This window comes from Flavobacterium chungangense LMG 26729 (genome assembly GCF_000735715.2).
In the GTDB taxonomy this organism is placed as follows: Bacteria; Bacteroidota; Bacteroidia; order Flavobacteriales; family Flavobacteriaceae; genus Flavobacterium; species Flavobacterium chungangense.
In genome coordinates this window covers 738,360-762,226 of record NZ_JASY01000001.1, presented here as the reverse complement: position 1 = coordinate 762,226, position 23,867 = coordinate 738,360, and the positions used below count along the sequence as shown (strand labels likewise).

Genomic DNA, 23,867 nt, shown 5'->3' with positions numbered 1-23,867 from the left:
ATGCCTTTTTTAATATCAAAAAGTAAAAATTTATCTTGAATAATTTGGAGCTTCTTTTGTAATGGTAACGTTGTGCGGATGACTTTCCGTAATTCCACTTGACGTAATTCTAACAAAACGTCCTGTTTCTTGTAAAGTAGGAATATCTTTAGAACCGCAATATCCCATTCCGGCACGAAGACCTCCTATAAACTGAAGCATACTTTCGTTTAACTCACCTTTATAAGGAACGCGACCTACAATTCCTTCCGGAACTAATTTTTTTACATCATCTTCAACATCCTGAAAATAACGATCTTTAGAGCCCGTTTGCATGGCTTCAACAGAACCCATACCACGGTAAGATTTGAATTTTCTTCCCTCAAAAATAATCGTTTCACCCGGTGATTCTTTTGTTCCTGCTAACAATGAACCTAACATTACACAGTCAGCGCCTGCAGCAATTGCTTTAGGAATATCTCCTGTGTAACGAATTCCACCATCTGCAATAACCGGAACTCCTGTGCCTTTTATTGCCGCTGCAACTTCAAGAACAGCTGAAAATTGAGGAAAACCAACACCTGCAACGATACGGGTAGTACAAATAGAACCAGGTCCAATTCCTACTTTTACACCGTCTGCACCATTTTCTACCAGATATTTAGCAGCTTCAGGAGTTGCGATGTTTCCAACAATAACATCTATCTGTGGAAATTTTGCTTTTATTTCTTTCAATGTATTTACCACTCCTTCAGTATGTCCGTGGGCAGTATCTATAATAATAGCATCCACTCCAGCAGCAACTAATGCTTCAGCTCTTTGAACCGCATCACCTGTAACTCCAATAGCTGCAGCCACTCTTAAACGTCCAAAAACATCTTTGTTAGCAATTGGTTTTTGAGTCAGTTTGGTAATATCTCTAAAAGTAATTAAACCAACTAATTCATTTTTAGCGTTTACAACTGGTAATTTTTCGATTTTGTGACCTTGCAAAACAACTTCAGCCTGCTCTAACGAAGTTCCTTCGGCAACAGTAACAAGGTTCGAACTTGTCATTACCTCAGCGATTGGCCTTGCACCGTTTTTTTCGAAACGTAAATCCCGATTTGTAACAATTCCTTTTAAGATTCTGTTTTCGTCTACTATTGGAATCCCTCCAATGCCAAATTCTTTCATAGCAGCTTTTGCATCGGCAATTGTAGAAGTCATTGGCAATGTTACCGGATCTAAAATCATTCCGGCTTCAGCACGCTTCACTTTTCTAACCTTCGCCGCTTGCTGTTCGATGGTCATATTTTTATGTAAAACTCCAATTCCGCCCTCTTGTGCCATAGCGATTGCCATTGCACTTTCGGTCACTGTATCCATAGCAGCAGATACGATTGGAACGTTTAATGTTATGTTTCTTGAGAATTTTGATTTGATACTCACTTCGCGTGGAAGCACATTCGAGTAGTTTGGTACTAATAATACATCATCGTAAGTTAAACCTTCACCGATGATCTTGGAGTTGTGTGCTATCATGTTGCAATTTGTAGTTGAATTGCGTGCAAATATAGTGAATAAATTGGAAACTTGTTCATTAACTTATTCAGATTTTTTTTTGACTCTAAAAGAAATCATTACCTTAATGCCCCAGCCCGGATCGAAATGGAAAGCCACGAAAGGTAAAAACACTTTTTTTTTCCAGGCTTTAAAAAGCGACCGGCGGAAGCTCTTTTAAGGACTTTGGAAAAAAGTGTTTTTGCCCGAGTGCTTGAAATGGAGAGCCGGAATAGCTTCAAAAATCTTAATGAAATTTACCAAATAGTTTAGAGGCTTCGTTATAAGCACTTTCAAAACTTAAAGAATTTAAATTGGTCGTTTTTTTATTAGCCGTAAAATATGAAATGAGTTTTTCTGTTGGCATATTACCCGTTAGTTTATCAGTTGCCATCGGACAACCACCAAAACCCTGAATAGCACCATCAAATCGTGTACAGCCTGCTTTATGTGCAGCATCAATTTTTTCAAACCAGCTATTAGGTGTTGTATGCAGATGTGCTCCGAACTCTATTTGAGGATATTTTGGAATTAAATGGGAGAAAAGATAAGTAATAACCTCTGGCGTTGAGCTTCCGACAGTATCTGAAAGAGACAGGATTTTCACACCCATTTTCGCTAATTTTTCTGTCCATTCCCCTACGATTTCAATATTCCAGGGATCTCCGTATGGATTTCCAAACCCCATGGACAGATAGGTTACTACTTCCTTATTTTTTTTATCAGCAATTTCAAAAATTTCTTCAAGTGTAACTAAAGACTGCACAATAGTTTTATGTGTATTTCGCATCTGAAAATTCTCTGAAATCGAAAAAGGAAATCCTAAATACCGAATGGCTTCATACTCAGAAGCAGCTGATGCACCCTGTGTATTGGCAATAATCGCCAAAAGTTTACTTGTTGTCTGAGATAAATCAAGCTGAGCCAAAACCTCAGCAGTGTCCTGCATTTGAGGTATCGCTTTAGAAGACACAAAACTTCCAAAATCTATTGTATCAAAACCCACCCTGAGTAAAGCCTGGATATAAGAAACTTTATTTTTGGTAGGAATAAATGTTTTGATACCTTGCATGGCATCACGTGGACATTCGATAATTTTGATTTCTTTACTCAAAGCTTGCTCTTTTGTAAAGGCTAAGTTAGGCTCTTTTTTAAAAAAATAAAAGTTATAATTTTCTTTATTTAAATATTCCTTTTTAAGGTAATAATTAAAAATATTACCAAAATACGTAATAAAACAAAATATTACACAAAAGCGTAATAATTAAAAACATTCCTTATATTTGTAATATTAACTTTATTTATTTTTAATTATATTTGATGTTATGACTAGCATAATTACAGGTGATATAATTGGCTCAAGACAACAAAAATCAAGACATTGGGTCGAAGACTTAAAAAAAATTCTAATTCAGTTTGGAGAAACACCTAGTCAATGGGAGGTTTACAGGGGCGACGAATTTCAAATTGAAGTTAAAAACCCGGAAGATGCTTTATTAACTGCTATTCTGTTAAAGGCTCATTTAAGAGCCATTAGATCTGATGCCAGAATGAGTATTGGTTTTGGAGATAAAACGCATAATGCCGAAAAAATATCCGAAAGCAACGGGGGCGCTTTTATACATTCGGGAGAACTTTTTGAAACTTTAAAAAAACAGAAAGTAACTCTGGCCATACGAACAGGTAATGTGGATATTGATGAAAAATTAAATCTAATGATACAATTGGCGTTGACTTTTATGGATAACTGGCTTGTACAATCAGCAGAATTTGTTGCTGTTGCAATAGAAAATCCAACGCTATCACAGGAAGAACTGGGGCAAAAATTGAGTATTAATCAAGCAGCTGTCAGCAGGAGACAAAAACGCGCTCAATTTGATTTGGTTATGAATTTAGACCGTTATTTCAGAACTCAGATAAAACAACTTACAGTCTCATGATTTTATTTACAAAACTACTTTTAGCACATTTATTAGGTGATTTTATATGGCAGCCCAATTCATGGGTGACCGACAAGGAAAATAAAAAGTATAAAAGTAAATTTTTATACTTTCATATTTTATTGCACGGGACTTTAGCAGCAATTTTGGCCGGAGAAATTCAGTTTATTCCATACGCTATTTTAATTGCAGTCACACATGGAATTATTGATTTAATCAAATTAAGTTTTCAAAAAAATAACACAAAACGCACTTGGTTTGTCACGGACCAAATTTTACACATATTGATTCTTATTTCGATTGTACTTTTATATAAGAACAAAAGTATTATCTTTTTTTGGAAGGAAAATAATTTTTGGATTTTGGCAACCGGAATATTATTGTTAACCAAACCTACTTCTATCTTTATTAAAACTATTATTTCTATTTGGAGTCCAGAAAGTCAGAACAGCAATCAGGATAATTCGCTTGCCAATGCAGGAAATTACATTGGCATACTAGAGCGTTTATTTGTATTCGGATTTATTTTAACAGGGCATTTTGAAGCCATCGGGTTTTTATTGGCTGCCAAATCTATTTTCAGGTTTGGAGATTTAAAAGAAGCCAAAGACCGAAAACTGACCGAATACGTAATGATTGGGACTCTAATAAGTTTTGGGATTTCAACAATCGTGGGATTGATTATTCAGTCACTTTTACAATTGCCTTAAAACTTTTTTATTAATCGCTTTTATCAAAGCAGGTCCTTCATAAATAAAACCTGTATATAATTGTACTAAACTGGCTCCTGCATTTAGTTTTTCAATCGCATCATCAGCAGAATGAATTCCTCCCACTCCAATAATCGGGAATGCTTTGTTGCTTTTTTCAGAAAGAAAACGAATTACTTCTGTAGAACGTTTCGTTAATGGCTTTCCGGACAAGCCTCCCATTTCAGATTTATTTTGCGATTGTAATCCGTCTCTTGAAATTGTTGTATTAGTGGCAATTACACCAGCAATCTGTGTAATCTTTACAATATCAATAATATCTAATAACTGCTCGTCTGTTAAATCCGGAGCAATTTTTAAAAGAATTGGTTTAACTTTTTGGCTGCTTGTTTTTTGCTTTTCAACATTTCTGTTTTGCAATGTCTGAAGCAAGGCTGTCAAAGGTTCTTTATCCTGTAAAGCCCTTAAGTTTGGGGTATTGGGAGAACTTACATTCACCACAAAATAATCTACGTGATCAAACAAAGCATCAAAACAAATGACATAATCGTCAACAGCATTTTCGTTTGGAGTTATTTTATTTTTTCCGATGTTTCCACCAATTAAAACTCCTGAATTCTTTTTTAAACGTTCAACTGCTTCCAAAACACCGCCGTTATTAAACCCCATTCGGTTAATAATTGCCTGATCTTCTTTTAATCTGAATAAACGTTTTTTTGGATTTCCTTCCTGACCCACAGGAGTTACAGTTCCTATTTCTATAAAACCAAAACCAAAATCCCCAAATTCTTTATAAAGTTTCGCATCTTTATCAAATCCTGCTGCAAGTCCAACCGGATTTTTGAATTTAATACCAAAAACTTCTCTTTCTAATCGGGCATCTTTTACTTCATAAATTGATTTGATAATCGATGTAACTCCCGGAATTTTTGAAATGAATTTGACAAATGAAAAAGTAAAGTAATGAACTTCTTCAGGATCAAAACAAAAAAGTATCGGGCGGATTATCAATTTATACATAAGAGTGTGTTATTATTTTTTTGGATGCAAATTTAGATATTAAACTTTAAAATGACTTCTTTTATACAAAACAAATTAGCTCAATTTTGTTGCCTCTCTTACCAAAAGTATCTGAAATTATATTAAGCAACAGAACTTGAATCAAAAAATCATACTAAAAACAAAAATCGAAAATATAAATTAAAGCTTTTCTCAAAATAAAATTTAACTTAACTCAACAACCCCTACACTCATAAAAATTAACACTATACACTAAATTAATGAAAACATAAATAAATATCACATACCAGACAATTTGGTTATTATCAAAAGAACAAATAAAAACATAACTAACCCTATAGAATAAATAGAATATTTTTGTAACTTTGATTATTTTATGTATTCAAGTTATACTTTTCAAATTCAAAGACTACCGTAATGAAAACTAAAACCTATTGGATTTTTGCTTTGCTAACAATATCCGTTATTTCTATTGCATATAGCTTCACAAAAACAATAATTCCTAAACCAAAATCCACAGCAATGGAGTGTTCCGAAACACCACACATATCTGCAGAATCATTATTTAAGCCAACCATTGAAAACAAAAACAAACCAACCGGCAAAACACCAAAAGGAATGGCATGGATTCCGGGAGGAGAATTTTCTATGGGCAGCAATGTAGAAGACGAAAGTTTATGCAGCATAAAAGGTGTTACCAAAGATGCTTCACCCATACACAGAGTGTATGTTGATGGATTTTACATGGATAAAACAGAAGTAACTAACGAACAATTTGAGGCATTCGTAAAAGCGACAGGATATATAACATTAGCTGAAAAAGAGCCTACTCATGAAGAATATCCTGATGCCCCTTTAGAAAATTTAATTGCCGGATCGGCAGTGTTTACTCCAACTCCTGCAAAAGTTGATTTGAATAATTACATGCAATGGTGGACTTATGTTAAAGGAGCAGATTGGAAACATCCTGAAGGCACCGGAAGCTCAATAAAAGGAAGAGAGAAATACCCTGTCGTTCAGGTTTCTTATGCCGATGCAGCTGCTTATGCAAAATGGGCAGGCAAAAGATTACCCACAGAAGCAGAATGGGAATTTGCAGCACGAGGAGGAAAAACCGGACAACTTTATGCCTGGGGAAACACGTTAAAACCAAAAGGGAAATTTCAGGCCAATATCTATCAGGGGAATTTCCCTGTAGAAAAAGGAGATAAAGGAGATGACGGCTACATAGGCATAGCTCCAACAGCGCAATTCGAACCAAATGGATATGGATTATATGATATTGGCGGAAATGTTTGGGAATGGACAAACGACTGGTATACGACTGACTATTATTCTATTTTAAGTAAAAGCGGGCAAACAATCAAAAATCCTCAGGGACCTGAAAAATCTTATGACCCTGCAGAACCAGATTTACCTAAAAAAGTACAACGCGGAGGATCCTTTTTATGCACAGACCAATATTGTACACGTTACATGGTAGGAACCAGAGGAAAAGGAGATTATCAGTCTCCCGCAAATCATATTGGATTCAGATGCGTGCAAAGCAATTAATAACACCATTTTAATAAGAAAGGATTCTATTCTCACCAATAGAATCCTTTCTTATTACTGATTATCAAACTCAATAATCCATCTTAAAAATTCTATCTTTGTTAAAAAATTAAAAAAATGCAACATATCATAGATCGCTTTATCAGTTATGTAACTATTGATACTGAATCAGACCCAAATTCACAAACTACACCAAGTACAGAAAAACAATGGAATCTTGCCAATAAATTAGTTGAAGAACTAAAAACAATTGGCTTACAGGATGTCACTATAGATGACAAAGCTTACATCATGGCCACTCTGCCAGGCAATGTTGATCATGAAGTTCCAACCATTGGATTTGTTTCGCATTTTGATACTTCTCCTGATTTTAGCGGAGCGAATGTAAAACCGCAGATTATTGAAAATTACGACGGAAAAGATATTGTTTTGAATGCTGAAAAAAACATCATTTTATCTCCAGATTACTTCAAGGATTTACTACAATATAAAGGACAGACTATCATCACAACTGACGGAACCACTTTGCTGGGTGCCGATGATAAAGCCGGAATTACAGAAATCGTTTCGGCAATGGAATATCTGATTCAGCATCCGGAAATTAAACACGGAAAAATCAGAATTGGTTTTACTCCTGATGAAGAAATAGGACGCGGAGCACATCATTTTGATGTAGAGAAATTCGGAGCGCAATGGGCATATACGATGGACGGAAGCCAAATTGGTGAATTGGAATATGAGAACTTTAACGCTGCGGGAGCCAAAATTACTTTTAAAGGAAAAAGCGTTCATCCAGGTTATGCGAAAGGAAAAATGATCAATTCGATGCTGATTGCGAATGATTTTATCAATGAACTTCCTAAAAGAGAAACACCACAGGAGACCAAAGGCTATGAAGGTTTTTTCCATGTTCATCATATAAAAGGAAATATTGAAGAAACCATTTTAGAATTAATTATCCGTGATCATAACAAGAAAAAGTTCGAAAAGCGAAAAGAATTAATTGAGAAGATTACCAAAAAATTCAATAAAAAATTCGCTAAACAATATGGCGAAGACATTGTAACTGCTGAAGTTAAAGATCAGTATTACAATATGAAAGAAAAAGTGCTTCCGGTAAAACATATTGTAGATATTGCAGAGAAAGCAATGCGTGAACTCAACATCAAACCAATCATCAAACCTATTCGCGGTGGAACTGACGGTTCTCAATTGTCATTTATGGGATTACCCTGCCCTAATATTTTTGCAGGCGGTCATAACTTTCACGGAAAATACGAATATGTTCCGGCAGAAAGTATTCAAAAGGCAACTGATGTTATTGTGAAAATTGCTGAATTAACAGCAATTCCAGGCATTTTTGATACACCTGAAAAACCTAAAGGAAGAAGATAATTTGGAATCAAAATCCGAAAATAAAGGCATTTGGAAATACGGAGATAAATGGGAAAAAGAACTACTTCTTCTCAAATCTATTATTGACAAAACAGAACTAACGGAGACCACAAAATGGGGCGGTCCGGTTTATGTTTATGAAAAGAAAAACGTAATTGGCCTTGGCGGATTTAAAGATTATTTTGCTATTTGGTTTTTCAACGGAGTTTTCCTGAAAGACGAAAAAAAGAAACTGATAAACGCTCAGGAGAATCTAACAAAATCTTTGCGTCAATGGCGTTTTACTTCGAAAGAAGAAATCAACGAAAAAGAAGTTTTAAAATATATTTTCGAGGCAATCCAAAACGAGAAGCTGGGAAAAGTAATCAAACCTTCCAAAAAAGAAGCTATTGTTTCGGAAATTCTGGATAAAGAAATGGCTCAGAATCCTGCTTTAAAAGAAGCCTTTCAGAAGTTTTCTCCTTACAAACAATACGAGTTTTTAGAATATATTGAAACCGCCAAACAGGAAAAAACTAAACTTTCCAGAATTGAAAAAGTGGTTCCTATGATATTGGCGAATGTTGGGCTGAATGATAAATACAGATAAACATTTAAAAAGTCCAATATTCTAATTCCAAAACTATTGCCTTTCTAAGCGAAGTCAAAGAAGCAAATTACACCTTGGTAAAAGTTTAAAACTTTTACCAAGGTTTTTTCATTCTGCTAGTCATTGCGAGAAACGAAGCAATCTCACACAGAAATTCCGCTAAGATTACTAAATTACTCATGGGCTCACTAAGCAAGATTGCTTCGTTTCTCGCAATGACACAAAAAATCCCAAACTCCAGTTTTAAAATTGGAATTTGGGATTTAATATTTTTTAGAATTTAAAAAAACTTAAGCCTTTTTAGCATTCAAAGCAGCGCTCATTTCCATTGAGATAGCAGAACGCTCTAATTTTAATTTTCCTGACATTGTTTCGATAACAACAGTAGTTTCTGCAAGTTCAACAACTTTACCGTGAAAACCACTTTTAGTAATTATTTTGTCACCTACTTTTAGGCTGCTTTCAAATTCTTTTTCGTTTTTTGCTCTTTTTTGCTGTGGTCTGATCATAAAGAAATAGATTACCACAAACATTAAAAGAAATGGCGCAAATTGACCTAACTGTCCCATAATTAAATTCTGTTTTTGATTTATATTTAATATTCTTTTTTGCTATTCGACTCCGCTCAGAGTGACATTGGAATTTGTTATTTGATTTTTATAATTTACTACAAATTACATCAATCCTCTTCCAACCTTAATCATTTTTTTATTAGCAGTAAGCTCTTTTACAAGATTATCTAAAATTCCGTTAATAAAAATACTGCTTTTTGGTGTAGAATATTCTTTTGCAATTTCTAAATATTCATTCAGCGTTACTTTTACCGGAATTGAAGGAAATTTCAAAAATTCACAAATTGCCATTTTCAGGATAATGGTATCGATTTCTGCGATTCTTTCGCTATCCCAGTTTGGCGTTTTATCATCGTATTCTTTTGCCAAAACTGATTCATTTAAAACGGTACGTCTGAACAAATCTTTTGCAAAGTCTTTATCTTCAACATCTTTATACAATTTTGGCACTCTGAAATCATCAGGATCTTCTGTTTTAATTGCCTTTAATTGTTTAATAATATGCGTATTTACAACAGGAATATCATCTACCCACGTTAATTTATCATCTTCCAGATATTCATACAATTTTTCATTCGGAACAATGATTTCTGAAAACAAATCGATTACAAATTGTCTGTCTTCTTCAAAAGTATTCACATTGTTGCTCATGTATTTTACATACAAATCGCTTGCTTTAATATCATTTAAAAGCAAAATGATATAATCGTCGTTTAAAGACCAATTGTTGATTTTACGATTTTCTAAAGCAATGCTAAGAGAATTGCTTTCGGCAAGAAGCTGAAAAATTTTGTTTTTGATAAATTTTTCGTTCGGATTACGTTCTGCAGCAGTTGCAAGATGTTTTTTACTTGAAAGATGTAAAAAGACGGACTCTTTTTTGCAAATTTCAATCAATGAAGAAAGCATTATAAGATATAAATCCTGAATATTGTCGATGCTGTAAAAAAGAAATTTTTCTTCTTTTTCCAGATTATCAGAACCGCTTTGATGCATTGCATAAATGGATTGCATGACTTTAACGCGTAAGTGTCTTCTATTTACCACCTTGTAAGAACTTTTAAAAATTAGTCTGCAAAAATAAGAATTAAAGAGTTTAAATTAAAATTTAATTCGATAAAAAAAGCCCTGAGAAACCAATTAAGTTTCAGCCTAAAAAAAAATCCCAGTTTCCAGTAACAGCTGCTATAGCAAACTGAAACTAAAAACTGAGACAGAGAATCAAACTATTGTTTAAAATTATTTTTTACTGTTTTCGATTTTTCTTTGATCGATACGATTTTGAGCAATTGTAAGCGCTGCTTTATGGGTTGTTAAACCGTTTTTGGCTGCAAAGTCGATAATTTCTAAAGTTGTATTATAGATATTTTCGGTTTTGCTCATGATTTCTGCTTTTCCATAATGCGCCAATTCGGCATAAACATTGATGATTCCGCCGGCATTGATTAAGAAATCAGGAGCATATAAAATCCCTCTTTCCTGCAATCTTGCACCGTGAACATTTTCATCTGCCAACTGATTGTTTGCTGCACCGGCAATTACTTTTGCTTTAATTTTTTCTATCGTAGCATCATTGATTGTTGCTCCCATTGCGCATGGTGCATAGATATCAACATCAGCAGTATATAAATCTTCGCCTGTATAAATAGATGCATTATATTTTTGAGCAACCTGATATAATTTTTCTTCATTTATATCAGTAACTGTTACCTGCGCTCCTTCTTTTGTTAAATATTCAACTAAAGTTTCACCCACATGTCCGATTCCCTGAACCAAAACTTTTTTACCGGCTAAAACATCAGAACCAAACTGACTTTTAGCAGCCGCTTTCATCCCTAAATAAACTCCGTAAGCTGTAACAGGTGAAGGATTTCCTGATCCGCCTCTTTCTTCAGAAATACCCGTAACATAAGGTGTTACATCTCTAACAGTGTCCATGTCTTTTGTTTCCATTCCAACATCTTCAGCTGTAATATATCTTCCGCTTAGAGAATGAACAAACTCACCAAACTTACGCATTAGTTCAGGCGTTTTCTGAGTTTTAGCATCACCAATAATAACCGCTTTACCTCCGCCAATATTAAGTCCGGTAATCGCAGATTTATAAGTCATTCCTCTTGAAAGACGCAAAACATCGTTTAGAGCTTCCCATTCAGTGTTGTAATTCCACATTCTGGTACCTCCCAAAGCTGGTCCCATAACCGAATTATGAATACCAATAATTGCTTTTAAACCTGTATCTTTGTCATTGCAAAATACAATTTGTTCGTGATCGTTAAAAGATAACTGACCAAAAACGGGATCCATTTTTTGAAGTTCCTTTCCAGTTGCGAAAGTTGCATCCATAGCGCTAGTATTATTTAGTTAAAATTATGAATTCGTCAAAAAGACAACTCAAACATACATAAAAAATACACATGTGCTAATTTTTAAACTTTAAATTAATAATTTTACAATATTATTGTTTTGATTAAATTGCAATTTATTATACTTTTAATTCATAATAATTCAAAAATTTAAATCAATACAACATCACATTTCTTAAAAAAATGAAAGAATTAAGCTATTTAAACAAATATTTCATTAAGTACAAATACAGTTTTTCTTTTGGAATTTTAATCACTATAATCGCACAAATATTTTTCTTATTTACTCCAAAACTGGTGAGTAAGTCTTTTGATACTATTGAAAAATTCTTAAAATTATCTGAAAGTGATCGGCAATCTTCGATTATTATCGGATATTATAAACAGGATTTAATACATAACGTTCTGTTAATCATAGGAAGTGCAATTGTTGCAGGATTTTTAACTTTTTTAATGCGCCAGACCTTAATTGTAATGTCGCGTCATATTGAATTTGATCTAAAAAATGAGGTTTTCAGTCAATATCAGAACCTCTCTCAAAATTTCTACAAACAAAACCGAACAGGAGATTTAATGAACCGTATCAGCGAAGACGTTTCAAAAGTTCGTATGTATGTTGGACCTGCAGTTATGTATACGATCAACACATTTATACGTTTTGCTATTGTTATACTATATATGTATAATGTTTCTCCGTTATTGACTTTATATACACTTCTCCCCCTGCCTCTTCTGTCGTATTGTATTTTTAAGCTGAGTTCTGAAATCAATAAACGCAGTACTACTTTTCAGCAGTATTTATCGAAAGTTTCGAGTTTTACTCAGGAAATATTTTCAGGCATCCGGGTTATTAAGGCATATTCATTAGAAAATCAGCACCAGAACAATATGATTGCTCTGTCTGACGAAAGCAAAAGCAAAAGTTTAAGCCTTGCGAGAGTTCAATCTTTGTTTGGTCCATTAATGATTGCTCTTATCGGAATCAGTAATCTGGTGGTAATTTATTTTGGAGGTATTATGTACATCAACGGAACAATTCCGAATATTGGAACTATTGCCGAATTTATTTTATATGTCAATATGCTGACCTGGCCTGTTGCTTCTTTAGGATGGGTTTCATCAATGGTTCAGGAGGCAGAGGCTTCTCAAAAACGTCTAAATGAGTTTTTGAAAATTGAGCCTGAAATCAAAAACAACAATCCTAATTCGTCAGATATTCAGGGTTCAATTACTTTTGAAAATGTAAGTTTTACTTATCAGGACACCAATATTGAGGCTTTAGAAAATGTAACGTTCACTGTTAAAAAAGGTGAAACACTGGCTATTTTGGGGAAGACGGGCTCAGGAAAATCCACTATCTTATCCTTAATTTCACGTTTGTACGATGTTACCGAAGGAAAAATTACGATTGATGGTAATGAAATCAGGACTTTAAATTTAAATGATTTACGAAACAACATCGGGATTGTACCTCAGGATGCCTTTTTATTTTCGGACACCATTAAAAACAATATCAAATTTGGCAATCAAAATGCAACTGATGAAGAAGTAATTGAAGCTGCAAAAAATGCTGTGGTTCACGATAATATCATAGCTTTCAATAAACAATACGAAACCATTTTAGGAGAAAGAGGTATTACGCTTTCCGGCGGACAAAAGCAGCGTGTTTCTATTGCACGTGCCATTATTAAAGACCCTGCTATTTTGCTCTTTGACGACTGCCTTTCTGCAGTTGATACTGAAACCGAAGAAACAATTTTGAACAATTTATTTGAAATTTGTAAAGACAAAACCACCATTATAGTTAGCCATCGTGTCTCTTCAGCCAAAAATGCTGACAAAATAATCATTCTGGAAGATGGCAAAATCATACAACAAGGTTCTCATAATCAATTAATAAATCAAGAGGGCTATTATGCATCGTTATATTTAAAACAACTTTCGGAAAAAGAATTACTTTAATTGTTGCGTAATAGATAATTTTTTATGATTTTTGATTACTATTAATTCCAAAAAATGATAGAACGTATTATGAGAGAAAATGACATGTTAGAAAAAGAAGAGATTTTTTCTAAAGTATTACGCGCCGGAAGAAGAACTTATTTCTTTGATGTGAGAGCAACAAAAGCTGACGATTATTATATTACAATTACCGAAAGCAAAAAATTTACTGAAGAAGACGGTTCTTTTCATTTTAAAAAACACAAAATTTACTTATATAAAGAAGATTTTAGTGCTTTTTCCGAAATACTGGAAGAAATGACTTCATATGTTTTGAACCACAAAGGCGAAGAAGTAATATCTGAAAGACACCAAAAAGATTTCAAAAAAGAATACAGCTCTGATAAACCTGAAGGGCAAAGATCGAGTTTTACAGATATTGATTTTGACGATATTTAATCCAATATAACTTTTTTAAAAAGTACGAGTCCAATTTGTTCTGCATTTTGGACTTTTTTTATATATTTAAATCAAAAACATCTCATCTTGAAAACATTAACCGCAAAACTACTTTATTGTTTATTATTTTCTCTCTGGGTAAGTTCAATATCGTACAGCCAAAAATCAGATTTAAATATTGAAAAAAAAATAGACAAGGTCATCAAAAATATGACTTTGGAACAAAAAATTGGTCAATTATGCCTGAAAGGAACCTCTAGCCGAAGCAAAGGATTATCTGAAGAATTAAAAAATGAAGTTCGGCTGGGACTGGTTGGAGCGATTCTAAATCTGACAGAGCCTAATCTTGTTCTTGAAATACAAAAAATTGCAGTAGAAGAAAGTCCAACACATATCCCTCTCTTGTTTGGCAGGGATGTCATTCACGGATATAAAACTATTTTCCCGATTCCATTAGGATTAGCAGCTTCCTGGGATATGGAATTGGTTGAAAAAACATCAAAAATCGCAGCTAACGAGTCCTATTCAAGATGCATAAACTGGACATACGCCCCAATGGTTGATATTGCAAGAGATACACGATGGGGAAGGATAGCAGAATCTCCGGGTGAAGATCCTTTATTAGCATCGAGATTGGGAGTTGCTTACATAAAAGGTTTTCAGGGCAATAATCCTTCTGTTCCTGGTCAAATTTTAGCTTGTGCAAAACATTTTGCAGCGTATGGTGCCGCTGAGGGAGGAAGGGATTACAATACGGTAAGCATCTCAGAATCCTTACTTCGAAATGTATATTTAAAACCTTTTGAGGCTGCAGCAAAATCAGGAGCTGCAACTTTTATGAGTTCTTTTAATGACCTTAATGGAATTCCGGCTTCGGGGAACCGTTTTTTACTCCAGAAAATTTTACGCGAAGAATGGAAATATGATGGTTTTGTTGTGAGTGACTGGAATTCGGTTACTGAAATGATTCCTCATGGTTATGCCGCCGATGAAAAAGAGGCGGCACTTAAATCTGCATCAGCCGGACTGGACATGGAAATGACCAGTTTATCGTATGCACATCACTTAAAAAACTTAATTTCTGAAAAAAAAATTTCCGAAAAGCAATTAGACGAAATGGTTCGTAATATTCTTAGAATAAAATTGAGAGCCGGGGTTTTTGAAAACCCATATTTTAAAGACCGTGAAAAATTTTCATTATTAAATGCAGAGGCTTTACAAACGGCCAGAACAGCTGCCAGTAAAAGCTGTGTTTTATTAAAAAATGAAAATGAAATTTTACCCTTAAAATCCAATCAAAAAGTAGCGGTTATAGGCCCATTAGCAGACGCACCCCGTGAACAATTAGGAACATGGACTTTTGATGGAAATAAGGAAAACTCCCAAACTCCATTAAAAGCATTACAGAATAGTTTTGGGCAAAATAATGTATTTTACGCATCAGGGCTTTCGCATAGCCGTTCATTATCCGAAGAAGGATTTGCATCAGCAATTGCAGAAGCTAAAAAATCAGATGCAATTTTATTTTTTGCAGGAGAAGAAGCTATTCTTTCCGGAGAAGCGCATTCAAGAGCCAATATTAATTTACCCGGCCTGCAGGAAAAATTAATAGCCGAATTACATAAAACAGGAAAACCAATCATATTAATATTAATGGCTGGAAGACCTATCACTTTAGGAGCCGTGCTGCCAAAAGTAAACGCTGTTATTATGGCTTGGCATCCTGGTACGATGGCTGGTCCTGCAATTTCTGACCTATTGCAGGGATTGACAAACCCATCAGGAAAATTACCGGTAACCTGGCCAAAAGAAGTAGGACAGATCCCTATCTATTATAATCACCCAAACACAGGAAGACCTGCAGACCCTAAAACTTTTGTAGCGATTCAGGACATTCCGGTCGAAGCATGGCAAAGTTCATTAGGGAATAATTCGCATTATCTTGATGCAGGTTATGAACCACAATTTCCTTTTGGATTTGGTTTGAGTTATACAAATTTTTCATATACCAATTTGAAAATCGAAAAATCGAATCTCAAAAACAATGATAGACTAACTGTATCTGCCGATATTACAAACATCGGAAACAAAACAGGAACAGAAACAGTTCAATTGTATGTACGTGATATTACAGGCAGCATTGTAAGGCCTGTTAGAGAGCTTAAAGACTTTTTACAAATCGAATTAAAACCAAAAGAATCTAGAACCATACAATTCTCTATTCCAGTTTCAGATCTTGCGTTTTATAATGATAAAATGGAATTCAAAACAGAATCTGGAGATTTCAAATTCTGGATAGCATCAAATGCAGAAAACGGTCTCGAAGGTGATTTTAAAGTTGAATAATTTATATTCTTAAAAAACAGCCTTTATTATTGAAATTTCTTCTTTTGCCCAAAAATCAGAGCATAAAACCAAAACGAATATTCAATATTATAACAGTGCAATAAAGTAAACGAATTAAAAAGAAAAGAAAAATAATATCTTAAATAAATCCACGGCAATGGAAACACAATTATTGATTTTACCAGGACTCGGAAACTCCGGAGATAAACACTGGCAAACCTTTTGGCATGAAAAATTTAAAAATTCTATTCGTTTAATTCAGGACAATTGGGATGAACCAGTTCTGGAAGACTGGATTAAACGCTTAAATGAAGAAGTTTCAAAAATTGAAAACCCGACAATTTTAGTAGCACATAGTCTCGCAGTTTCTTTGGTTTTACATTGGGCAGAAAGCAATTCTAATAAAAATATAATCGGAGCTTTATTGGTAGCTCCCGCAGATGTCGATTCGCCTGAACACACCCCAGATATTATTAGAAATTTTTCACCAATGCCACTTTATCAATTGCCTTTTCCTTCAATTGTAGTTGCAAGCGAAAATGATCCTTATGCTTCTTTTGAGAGAAAACAGTATTTTGCAAAAATGTGGGGCAGCGATTTTGTAAATGTGGGACAGCAGGGACACATTAACTCTGATTCTGATTTAAAATATTGGGAAGAGGGACAATTAATTTTGCAGAAGTTGATTGAAAAACTAAAGTGATTTTAGATTGAGAATTAACGATTTTTGATTTCAGATTTGATGTACCTAAATATTGTTTTTCAATTTTACGATGTTTTTTTTTAAATCTGAACTCAAAAATCGTTAATCAAAAATCAGCAATTATTTCAAATAAAACCTCTTAACTTAGCGATATTGATACTATCCTATTCGCAATCCATTTTCTATTTTAAAATCGGGAGCTAGTAAAATTACGTCTCCCTCCTCGCCTACAGCACCTAATACCAGACATTCGCTCATAAATTTCCCTATTTGCTTTTTAGGAAAATTTACAACAGCTACAATTTGCCTGTTAATCAAATCTTGCTTTTGATAACGTTTGGTAATTTGTGCCGATGATTTTCTAATACCTATTTCAGAACCAAAATCAATCGTCAATTGATAAGCCGGTTTTCTTGCTTCAGGAAAATCATTTATATTGATTATGGTTCCAACACGCATGTCGGTTCTTTCAAATTCATTCCAGGTTAAATCCATTTTTTATTTGTAATAAGTTTATTTGCAAACCTATTAATTTTGTAATTAAATGATACCAATTCTATAACCCTTTTTTTTAGTTGTGCTTTTAATTTTACAAATCAAATTATTAAGCCAAATAAAAATATAGAAATGGAAAATAGTCTAACAAACAACAATACATCTCTTAGAGATTCAGATTTTGATATTCAATTGCAAAACACAGATAAATATATTGAGACAGCTCAAAATGTTAAACTTTATGTGAGAGATTACGGAAAAGGAAAACCGGTAATTCTAATTCATGGATGGCCACTATCGAATGAGATGTGGGAGTATCAGATTGATTTTTTAGTTCAGAATAATTTTAGAGTTATAGCTTATGATCGCCGTGGCTTTGGTAAATCATCACAGCCTTGGAATGGTTACGATTACGATACTCTTACAGACGATTTAAGTGAGATTATTAATCAGCTTCAATTAGAAAATATCACACTTGTTGGCTTTTCTATGGGAGGCGGTGAAGTCGTTCGATATTTTAGTCGTCATGCTGGAAAAGGCGTGATAAAGGCAGCCTTAATTTCATCCATCATTCCATTTTTATTAAAAACCGATGACAATCCGGAAGGTCGCTCAAAAGAAAAAGGGGAAGCAACTGCATCTTCAATTAAAGAAGACAGAATAGGGTTTCTTGATAATTTTGGTAAAACATTTTTTGGAATAAATATCATTAATAAACCCTTAAGTACGCCTTTGTTGGAATATTATAGAGATTTATGCTCATTAGCTTCACCAAGAGCTACTCTTGAATGCGCTAAATCATTAAACACTACAGATTTTAGGGACGAACTTCAAACCATTAAGGTTCCCACCTTAATTATTCATGGGGATGACGATAAAAACGTTCCTATCGAATTGAGTTCAGAAAAAACTGCAGCAGCCATACCCAACAATACTTTTATTGTTTATGAAGGTGCACCACATGGTCTGTTTTATACCGAGAAAGACAAATTAAATCAGGATTTGCTCGATTTTTTAAATGCATAAAAAATTAAATTTATATCCAAAGAGTTTACTTATCTAAAATCTTTGGATATATTTATAGTTGCCGACTTTCTTTTACAGAATAAAAGTTATTTTTGAATAACTAATTTTGTAGAAAATGGCACGAACTCCTTCAAATATGATTCCACTTGGTACTATTGCCCCAAACTTCAATTTAAAAGATACCAATTCAAATAATGAATATTCTTTTGAAGATTTAAAAGGATCAAAAGGTACTCTGGTCATTTTTATGTGTAACCACTGCCCTTTTGTGCTTCATGTAATAAACGAAATTGTCATGATTGCCAATGATTATCGCGTTCAGGGAATTGGTATTATTGCTATTTCAAGTAATGATATTGAAAAATTTCCGCAGGATTCACCAGAAATGATGACTGAATTTGCTTTTGAGAACAAAATAGATTTTCCGTATTTATTTGATGAAACCCAGGAAGTGGCCAAAAGGTATGATGCAGCCTGTACACCTGATTTTTATTTATTTGATAACCAAGACCGTTTATTTTATCGTGGTCAATTAGATGATTCAAGACCTGGAAACGGAATCCCATTAAGCGGAAGCGATCTGCGAAGTGCAATTGACGCCATAATCTATAACCGTTCTTTAAACGAGATACAAAAGCCTAGCATAGGCTGTAATATTAAATGGAAATAATCAGTACAACCATTTAAAAGTTTAGCTATCTTAGCAAATCAAAATAAATTATACCATTGTGATTACTCTATTTTTTACAGCCTGTACTTTGTTGTTTTCTTTCAATAGAAAACCACTTGCGTCTGTATTAATTTCACATAGTAAGGCCTTTATCAATTAGGCCTCCGTCTATTTCATTTCTTCTTTAAGACGGAGGATTTCACCAGTTTCCAACATAAATTTATTTGATAGATTTTCTTCTTTCAAATTAATAACTTTTATACAGAAATTTAAAAATGACCCAATTTTAAATTTCAATTTGGCAATTAGTTAATGTGGAATGGGGAAACTTTATCAAACATTTAATCAATAGAATATGAAACCAACACCTATTTTCTGTAAAACAGATTATCATTTCTTACGGGAATTGATATTAAAAAGTAAAAATTCGACTAATGCTAAAGAAATTGGACAACTTTCGCAGGAATTAGACCGAGCAAAAATTATAAAAGAAAATGAATTAGATTATTCGGTTATCAGAATCAATTCTTATGTTATGATTGAAGATGTAAAGGCTGGAAAACAAATGAAAATTCAAATTGTTTTGCCATCAATGGCTGACATTAAGCAGAACAAAATTTCTATCCTTGCGCCTTTGAGTGTTGCCATTATTGGATTTAAAGAAAATGACCAGGTTGACTGGGAGTTACCGGCAGGATTAAAAACTTTAAAAATAATTGCAGTAGACAATTCAGATGTAGCCAATTCTTAATTTTTAAACACCTCATTCTTTGAAGGTGTTTTTTTTATACGCAAAAAAAACTATTCAATAAAAATTACTGAATAGTTTTTCTGTCATTTATACAATATAAATTTCTATAATTGTGAATGAATGTAATTTGTGACAGAAGCCATTTTAACATCGTCTAACTTTGCTTTTTTCTGCATTCTCTCCAAAATTGGCTTCCATTTTTCCTGAGTAAATTTCTTTGGTTCGTATAGTTTGTGACATCTGGCACAACTATTTTCATATAAGCTTTTACCCTCTGCGAGTTCAGGTGTTAATTCGGTTGCCTTTACGGTTTCAGTAACTGCGGGAGTAGGCGGAGCAACAGCTGTTTTTGGGGCTCCACACGAAACTAGTATGATCAATACAGCTAAAGTTAAAATTTTTGATTTCATTGCTTTGGATTTGTTTTTATTTGAAGTAAATATAAAAAAAATCCCATTCGGCTATCGAATGGGATTATTATTTAAAACAATACTAAATTGCTTTATAAATTCTTATTTAACATCCATTAATTCAACATCAAAAATCAAAGTTGCATGTGGTGGAATCACTCCTCCTGCACCTGATGGACCGTATGCCAAATCAGACGGGATTACAAAACGAGCTTTGTCTCCTACCTGCAATAAAGCAATACCTTCATCCCATCCTTCGATCACCTGACCCTGGCCTAATCTGAATTCGATTGGTTTTTTTCTTGGGTAAGAAGAATCAAAAACTTTTCCGTTTTCTAAAGAACCTTCGTAGTGAACAGAAACTGTTTTTCCAGCCTCAGCTTTTTTCCCCTCTCCTTTTTGAATCATTTTGTAACGTAAACCACTTTCTGTTTTATCAAAACCAGCAGCTAATTGTTCCATTTTTGCTTCAGATTCAGCTTTTAAAGCAGCGTCTCTTTTTAAACGAGCTCCTTTTAATTCAATAAAAGCTTCAATTGCATTCCATTTTTGAGCTTCTTCACCCACTCTGATGATTTCTACAGCATCCAGATTATCACCTTGAGCAACTGCATCAACCACATCCTGACCTTCGATAACGTGACCAAAAACAGTATGTTTATTATCTAACCATGAAGTGGGAACGTGAGTAATATAAAACTGAGAACCGTTACTTGCAGGTCCTGAATTTGCCATTGCCAAAACTCCAGGACGATCGTGTTTTAAACTTGGGTGAAACTCATCATCAAATTTGTATCCCGGATCTCCTGTTCCAGTTCCTTTTGGACAACCACCCTGAATCATAAAATCAGGAATAACTCTGTGAAATGTTAAACCATCATAGAATTTTTGTCCTTGAGGTTTTACTTTATTTTCCATATTTCCTTCTGCAAGAGCTACAAAATTCCCTACAGTTCCTGGTGCTAATTCGTGTGCTAATTTTACTAAAATCGAACCTTTACCAGTATTGAATTTAGCGTATATTCCGTTTTCCATTGTTGTTATTTTTTAATTGAACGCAAATTTACAAATTAATTTTATATCAATTTGTGCTTTCTATTTTTTTAGATTTTGATTTATAAGTAAGTCCGTAAACAGCTAAAGATGATAGAGACAAAACCACGCAGCCAACCGTTACCGCATGCCATCCTCCTAATTTCCACAACAATAATCCGTAAGCAGATCCTGCGGCAGTTCCTAAAAAGCTAAACGACATAAAAACAGTATTTAATCTGTTTCTGGCCTCAGGCAATAATGCATAAACACGGGTTTGATTTGAGATATGTACGCCTTGGATTCCAATGTCAATAAATACAATTCCAATTGCAATTCCGATAACGCTTTCAATTGAGAAATAGAACACCAAAAAACTAATCAATATCAACAGACAACCGTAACCAACCGCAACTCTTGAATTTCCCTTATCGCCCATTTTCCCAACTAACGGTGCTGCCAAGGCCCCTGAAGCTCCAACAATTCCGAATAAACCAATTGTAGCACTGTTAAAATTAAAAGGTTGTCCGGAAAGCAATAAAACCATTGTTGTCCAGAAAGCGCCAAACTGGGCAAAACTAAATACATTGATTAAAGTTGCTTCACGCAAAATTGGCTGTGTTTTTATAAGTGTAAATAAAGACTGAATTAATTGTCCATAAGTTCCCAGAAATTGAGGTTTATTGACCGGGAATTTATTCTGAATGACAAAAAAGATTAAAAGACAAATTGCGGCAGCAATATAAAACATTGATCTCCATCCTAAAGTTTCTCCAATAAAACCGCTTAAAGTTCGCGAAAGCAAAATTCCGACCAAAAGGCCGCTCATAATAGTCCCTATAACTTTTCCTCTTTGTTCGTGACTGCTTAATGATGCTGCGAGAGGTAAAATAAGCTGCGGTACTATAGACGTAATTCCGATAAGTAAAGACGCAATTTGTAAAATAAGAAAGCTTTTTGCCGTAGCTGCAATGATTAATGCAATAACTGAGGCAAAAGTGGTCATTAAAATTTGCCTTTTACGTTCGATTTTATCTCCCAGAGGAACCATAAAAAACAATCCGATGGCATAACCTGCCTGTGTAAGATACGTTATGGTCCCCGCACTGGCTTGGGGGATTTTAAATTCGTTGGCAATTAAGACAATTAAAGGCTGGCAGTAATACAGATTTGCAACTATAAGACCAGTGCAAACTGCCATAAACAGGACATTCGTTTTAGATAAATTCATGCTGCAAAAATACCAATCTAATCTGTAGTAAAATTTTAAAAAATGTATAAAATTTTCAAAATTTCAATCAAATCAACTCTATATTTTATGGATTATGCCGATTTAGTACTTCATGAAATCTTCACGCATCGGACTAAAAACATCTGTCAGCATTCCTTCTTCAACGCACAAAACACCATGAATAGCATGGGGTGGAATATAAAAACTATCCCCTTCTTTCAATAATTTTGTCACTCCGTTTATTGTAACATCAAATTTACCTTTTGCAACGTAGGTTACCTGCGTATGATAATGCTCGTGTAAAGCTCCAATAGCGCCTGTTTCAAAATATACATTAACCAGCATAACGCGGCTGTCAAAAGCCAGAATTTTACGTTTGACACCTTCTCCAACTACTTCCCACTGAATTTCTTCTCCGAAAAGGAATTCATTACTTGTAACAGAACTTTCCATAGTCATTTATTTATTTCATTTATTATACAAAAATAAAGCATTTAGATGAGTTAATATTTCGTCGGGAATTGTTTTACACTATTCACTTTTAAAATTGATTCTCAAAATCTTTTATAAAAAGCGCAAGTACTTCTAAAGTTTGTGAATTAATGATCATCCCTGCTTCATCAACTTTACCTCGAATACCCTGAATTAAAAGCTGGTTATGCTCTTCGAATTTGGCTTCTAATGTTCTCATTATCAACAAAAGCTGTTGATGCGCCATTTCACCAGATGCTGATGCTGTTATTAATCCTGTCTTTTTATTTGAAAAAATGGTGGTTGAAACACACCATTCCAGAGCGTTTTTTAAACTTCCGGGCAAACTAAATACGTATTCAGGAGTACAAATTAACACTCCGTCTGCCCTGAGAATTTTGTTTCTGAAAAAAATAACCTTTTCAGGAGGAAACTCATCATCCAAATCCGGATTGAAATGTGGAATTCTTTCTAAATCTTCAAATATTTCAATCTCAAACTGATCGTTTATATTCTCCGAAATAAATTTAAGAATTTTAAAATTACTCGAATCCTTTCTTGTACTTCCTGTTATGGCAAAAATTTTTATTTTTTTAATTGACATTTTAATTCTTTAAACAATATTTCCAAACTGTTTGATTTGTAAATATAATAAACACAAATAG

General features: G+C 34.0%; 24 protein-coding genes. 12 read left to right on the top strand and 12 right to left on the bottom strand.

From position 1 onward, the window contains the following. Positions 1–30: 30 nt before the first annotated feature. Together guaB and JE46_RS02945 are read right to left on the bottom strand one after the other, a co-directional pair. Positions 31–1,503, bottom strand: a complete 1,473-nt coding sequence (guaB, locus tag JE46_RS02955) for an IMP dehydrogenase (protein ID WP_031453771.1) — start codon at positions 1,501–1,503, stop codon at positions 31–33. A gap of 265 nt (positions 1,504–1,768) precedes the next feature. Further along, the gene (locus tag JE46_RS02945; RefSeq protein WP_031453769.1) at positions 1,769–2,635 is read right to left on the bottom strand and encodes a hydroxymethylglutaryl-CoA lyase; all 867 of its coding nucleotides are present in this window, start codon (positions 2,633–2,635) and stop codon (positions 1,769–1,771) included. Positions 2,636–2,846: 211 nt separating this feature from the next. Between JE46_RS02945 and JE46_RS02940 the strand changes: the two genes are divergently transcribed. Together JE46_RS02940 and JE46_RS02935 are read left to right on the top strand one after the other, a co-directional pair. After that, complete coding sequence (locus tag JE46_RS02940; protein WP_031453768.1) at positions 2,847–3,461, top strand: SatD family protein; 615 nt, start codon at positions 2,847–2,849, stop codon at positions 3,459–3,461. Next, positions 3,458–4,171, top strand: a complete 714-nt coding sequence (locus JE46_RS02935) for a DUF3307 domain-containing protein (protein WP_031453767.1) — start codon at positions 3,458–3,460, stop codon at positions 4,169–4,171. Before JE46_RS02940 ends, JE46_RS02935 begins: the two co-directional genes overlap by 4 nt. On the opposite strand, the gene JE46_RS02930 is transcribed toward JE46_RS02935, so the two are convergent. After that, positions 4,157–5,191, bottom strand: coding sequence for a quinone-dependent dihydroorotate dehydrogenase (locus JE46_RS02930; RefSeq protein ID WP_031453766.1), 1,035 nt, complete (start codon positions 5,189–5,191; stop codon positions 4,157–4,159). The genes JE46_RS02935 and JE46_RS02930 overlap by 15 nt on opposite strands. Before the next feature lie 417 nt (positions 5,192–5,608). On the opposite strand from JE46_RS02930, the gene JE46_RS02925 reads away from it, so the two are divergent. From JE46_RS02925 to JE46_RS02915, 3 genes are all read left to right on the top strand, one after another. Continuing rightward, positions 5,609–6,745 carry a formylglycine-generating enzyme family protein gene (locus JE46_RS02925; RefSeq protein WP_031453765.1) on the top strand — a complete coding sequence of 379 codons (1,137 nt, stop codon included), beginning with the start codon at positions 5,609–5,611 and terminating at the stop codon, positions 6,743–6,745. A 117-nt stretch (positions 6,746–6,862) separates the two neighbouring features. Further along, positions 6,863–8,140, top strand: a complete 1,278-nt coding sequence (gene pepT / locus JE46_RS02920; protein WP_031453764.1) for a peptidase T — start codon at positions 6,863–6,865, stop codon at positions 8,138–8,140. Between the two features lies 1 nt (position 8,141). Next, positions 8,142–8,729, top strand: coding sequence for a YdeI/OmpD-associated family protein (locus JE46_RS02915; RefSeq protein ID WP_031453763.1), 588 nt, complete (start codon positions 8,142–8,144; stop codon positions 8,727–8,729). Positions 8,730–9,019: 290 nt separating this feature from the next. Here JE46_RS02915 and yajC read toward each other — a convergent pair whose 3' ends face one another. The 3 genes from yajC to JE46_RS02900 form a co-directional block, all read right to left on the bottom strand. After that, a complete protein-coding gene (yajC, locus tag JE46_RS02910) occupies positions 9,020–9,298 on the bottom strand; it encodes a preprotein translocase subunit YajC (RefSeq protein ID WP_031453762.1) in 279 nt (92 codons plus the stop codon). Positions 9,299–9,403: 105 nt separating this feature from the next. After that, a complete protein-coding gene (gene nusB, locus JE46_RS02905) occupies positions 9,404–10,315 on the bottom strand; it encodes a transcription antitermination factor NusB (protein ID WP_031453761.1) in 912 nt (303 codons plus the stop codon). Positions 10,316–10,540: 225 nt separating this feature from the next. Further along, positions 10,541–11,647 carry a Glu/Leu/Phe/Val family dehydrogenase gene (locus JE46_RS02900; RefSeq protein WP_031453760.1) on the bottom strand — a complete coding sequence of 369 codons (1,107 nt, stop codon included), beginning with the start codon at positions 11,645–11,647 and terminating at the stop codon, positions 10,541–10,543. 203 nt (positions 11,648–11,850) lie between these two features. On the opposite strand from JE46_RS02900, the gene JE46_RS02895 reads away from it, so the two are divergent. The 4 genes from JE46_RS02895 (at position 11,851) to JE46_RS02880 (ending at position 17,116) form a co-directional block, all read left to right on the top strand. Continuing rightward, positions 11,851–13,629, top strand: a complete 1,779-nt coding sequence (locus JE46_RS02895) for an ABC transporter ATP-binding protein (RefSeq protein WP_031453759.1) — start codon at positions 11,851–11,853, stop codon at positions 13,627–13,629. Positions 13,630–13,698: 69 nt separating this feature from the next. Further along, the gene (locus JE46_RS02890; protein WP_031453758.1) at positions 13,699–14,067 is read left to right on the top strand and encodes a PUR family DNA/RNA-binding protein; all 369 of its coding nucleotides are present in this window, start codon (positions 13,699–13,701) and stop codon (positions 14,065–14,067) included. 87 nt (positions 14,068–14,154) lie between these two features. Beyond that, complete coding sequence (locus tag JE46_RS02885) at positions 14,155–16,413, top strand: glycoside hydrolase family 3 N-terminal domain-containing protein (protein ID WP_031453757.1); 2,259 nt, start codon at positions 14,155–14,157, stop codon at positions 16,411–16,413. 157 nt (positions 16,414–16,570) lie between these two features. Further along, positions 16,571–17,116 (top strand): RBBP9/YdeN family alpha/beta hydrolase, encoded by a 546-nt coding sequence (locus tag JE46_RS02880; RefSeq protein ID WP_031453756.1) that lies wholly within the window; start codon positions 16,571–16,573, stop codon positions 17,114–17,116. Positions 17,117–17,275: 159 nt separating this feature from the next. Here JE46_RS02880 and JE46_RS02875 read toward each other — a convergent pair whose 3' ends face one another. Next, positions 17,276–17,611, bottom strand: coding sequence for a tRNA-binding protein (locus JE46_RS02875; protein ID WP_031453755.1), 336 nt, complete (start codon positions 17,609–17,611; stop codon positions 17,276–17,278). Between the two features lie 132 nt (positions 17,612–17,743). Here JE46_RS02875 and JE46_RS02870 point away from each other — a divergent pair, with 132 nt between their 5' ends. From JE46_RS02870 to JE46_RS02860, 3 genes are all read left to right on the top strand, one after another. Then, positions 17,744–18,637 carry an alpha/beta fold hydrolase gene (locus JE46_RS02870; RefSeq protein ID WP_031453754.1) on the top strand — a complete coding sequence of 298 codons (894 nt, stop codon included), beginning with the start codon at positions 17,744–17,746 and terminating at the stop codon, positions 18,635–18,637. 115 nt (positions 18,638–18,752) lie between these two features. Further along, positions 18,753–19,307: a thioredoxin family protein gene (locus tag JE46_RS02865; RefSeq protein WP_031453753.1), complete on the top strand. Its 555-nt coding sequence runs from the start codon at positions 18,753–18,755 to the stop codon at positions 19,305–19,307. A gap of 355 nt (positions 19,308–19,662) precedes the next feature. After that, on the top strand, positions 19,663–20,058 hold the full coding sequence (locus tag JE46_RS02860) for a GreA/GreB family elongation factor (protein ID WP_031453752.1): 396 nt from the start codon (positions 19,663–19,665) through the stop codon (positions 20,056–20,058). Positions 20,059–20,162: 104 nt separating this feature from the next. Here the strand turns inward: JE46_RS02860 and JE46_RS02855 are convergent, their stop codons facing one another. The 5 genes from JE46_RS02855 to JE46_RS02835 all read right to left on the bottom strand — a co-directional run bounded on the left by JE46_RS02855 (position 20,163) and on the right by JE46_RS02835 (position 23,806). Beyond that, positions 20,163–20,468 (bottom strand): cytochrome c, encoded by a 306-nt coding sequence (locus JE46_RS02855; protein WP_031453751.1) that lies wholly within the window; start codon positions 20,466–20,468, stop codon positions 20,163–20,165. A 102-nt stretch (positions 20,469–20,570) separates the two neighbouring features. Further along, positions 20,571–21,503, bottom strand: coding sequence for a peptidylprolyl isomerase (locus tag JE46_RS02850; RefSeq protein WP_031453750.1), 933 nt, complete (start codon positions 21,501–21,503; stop codon positions 20,571–20,573). Positions 21,504–21,549: 46 nt separating this feature from the next. After that, complete coding sequence (locus JE46_RS02845; RefSeq protein ID WP_236010728.1) at positions 21,550–22,701, bottom strand: MFS transporter; 1,152 nt, start codon at positions 22,699–22,701, stop codon at positions 21,550–21,552. Positions 22,702–22,833: 132 nt separating this feature from the next. Then, positions 22,834–23,184, bottom strand: coding sequence for a cupin domain-containing protein (locus JE46_RS02840; protein ID WP_031453748.1), 351 nt, complete (start codon positions 23,182–23,184; stop codon positions 22,834–22,836). A gap of 88 nt (positions 23,185–23,272) precedes the next feature. After that, positions 23,273–23,806 carry an NADPH-dependent FMN reductase gene (locus tag JE46_RS02835; RefSeq protein WP_031453747.1) on the bottom strand — a complete coding sequence of 178 codons (534 nt, stop codon included), beginning with the start codon at positions 23,804–23,806 and terminating at the stop codon, positions 23,273–23,275. Positions 23,807–23,867: the final 61 nt, after the last annotated feature.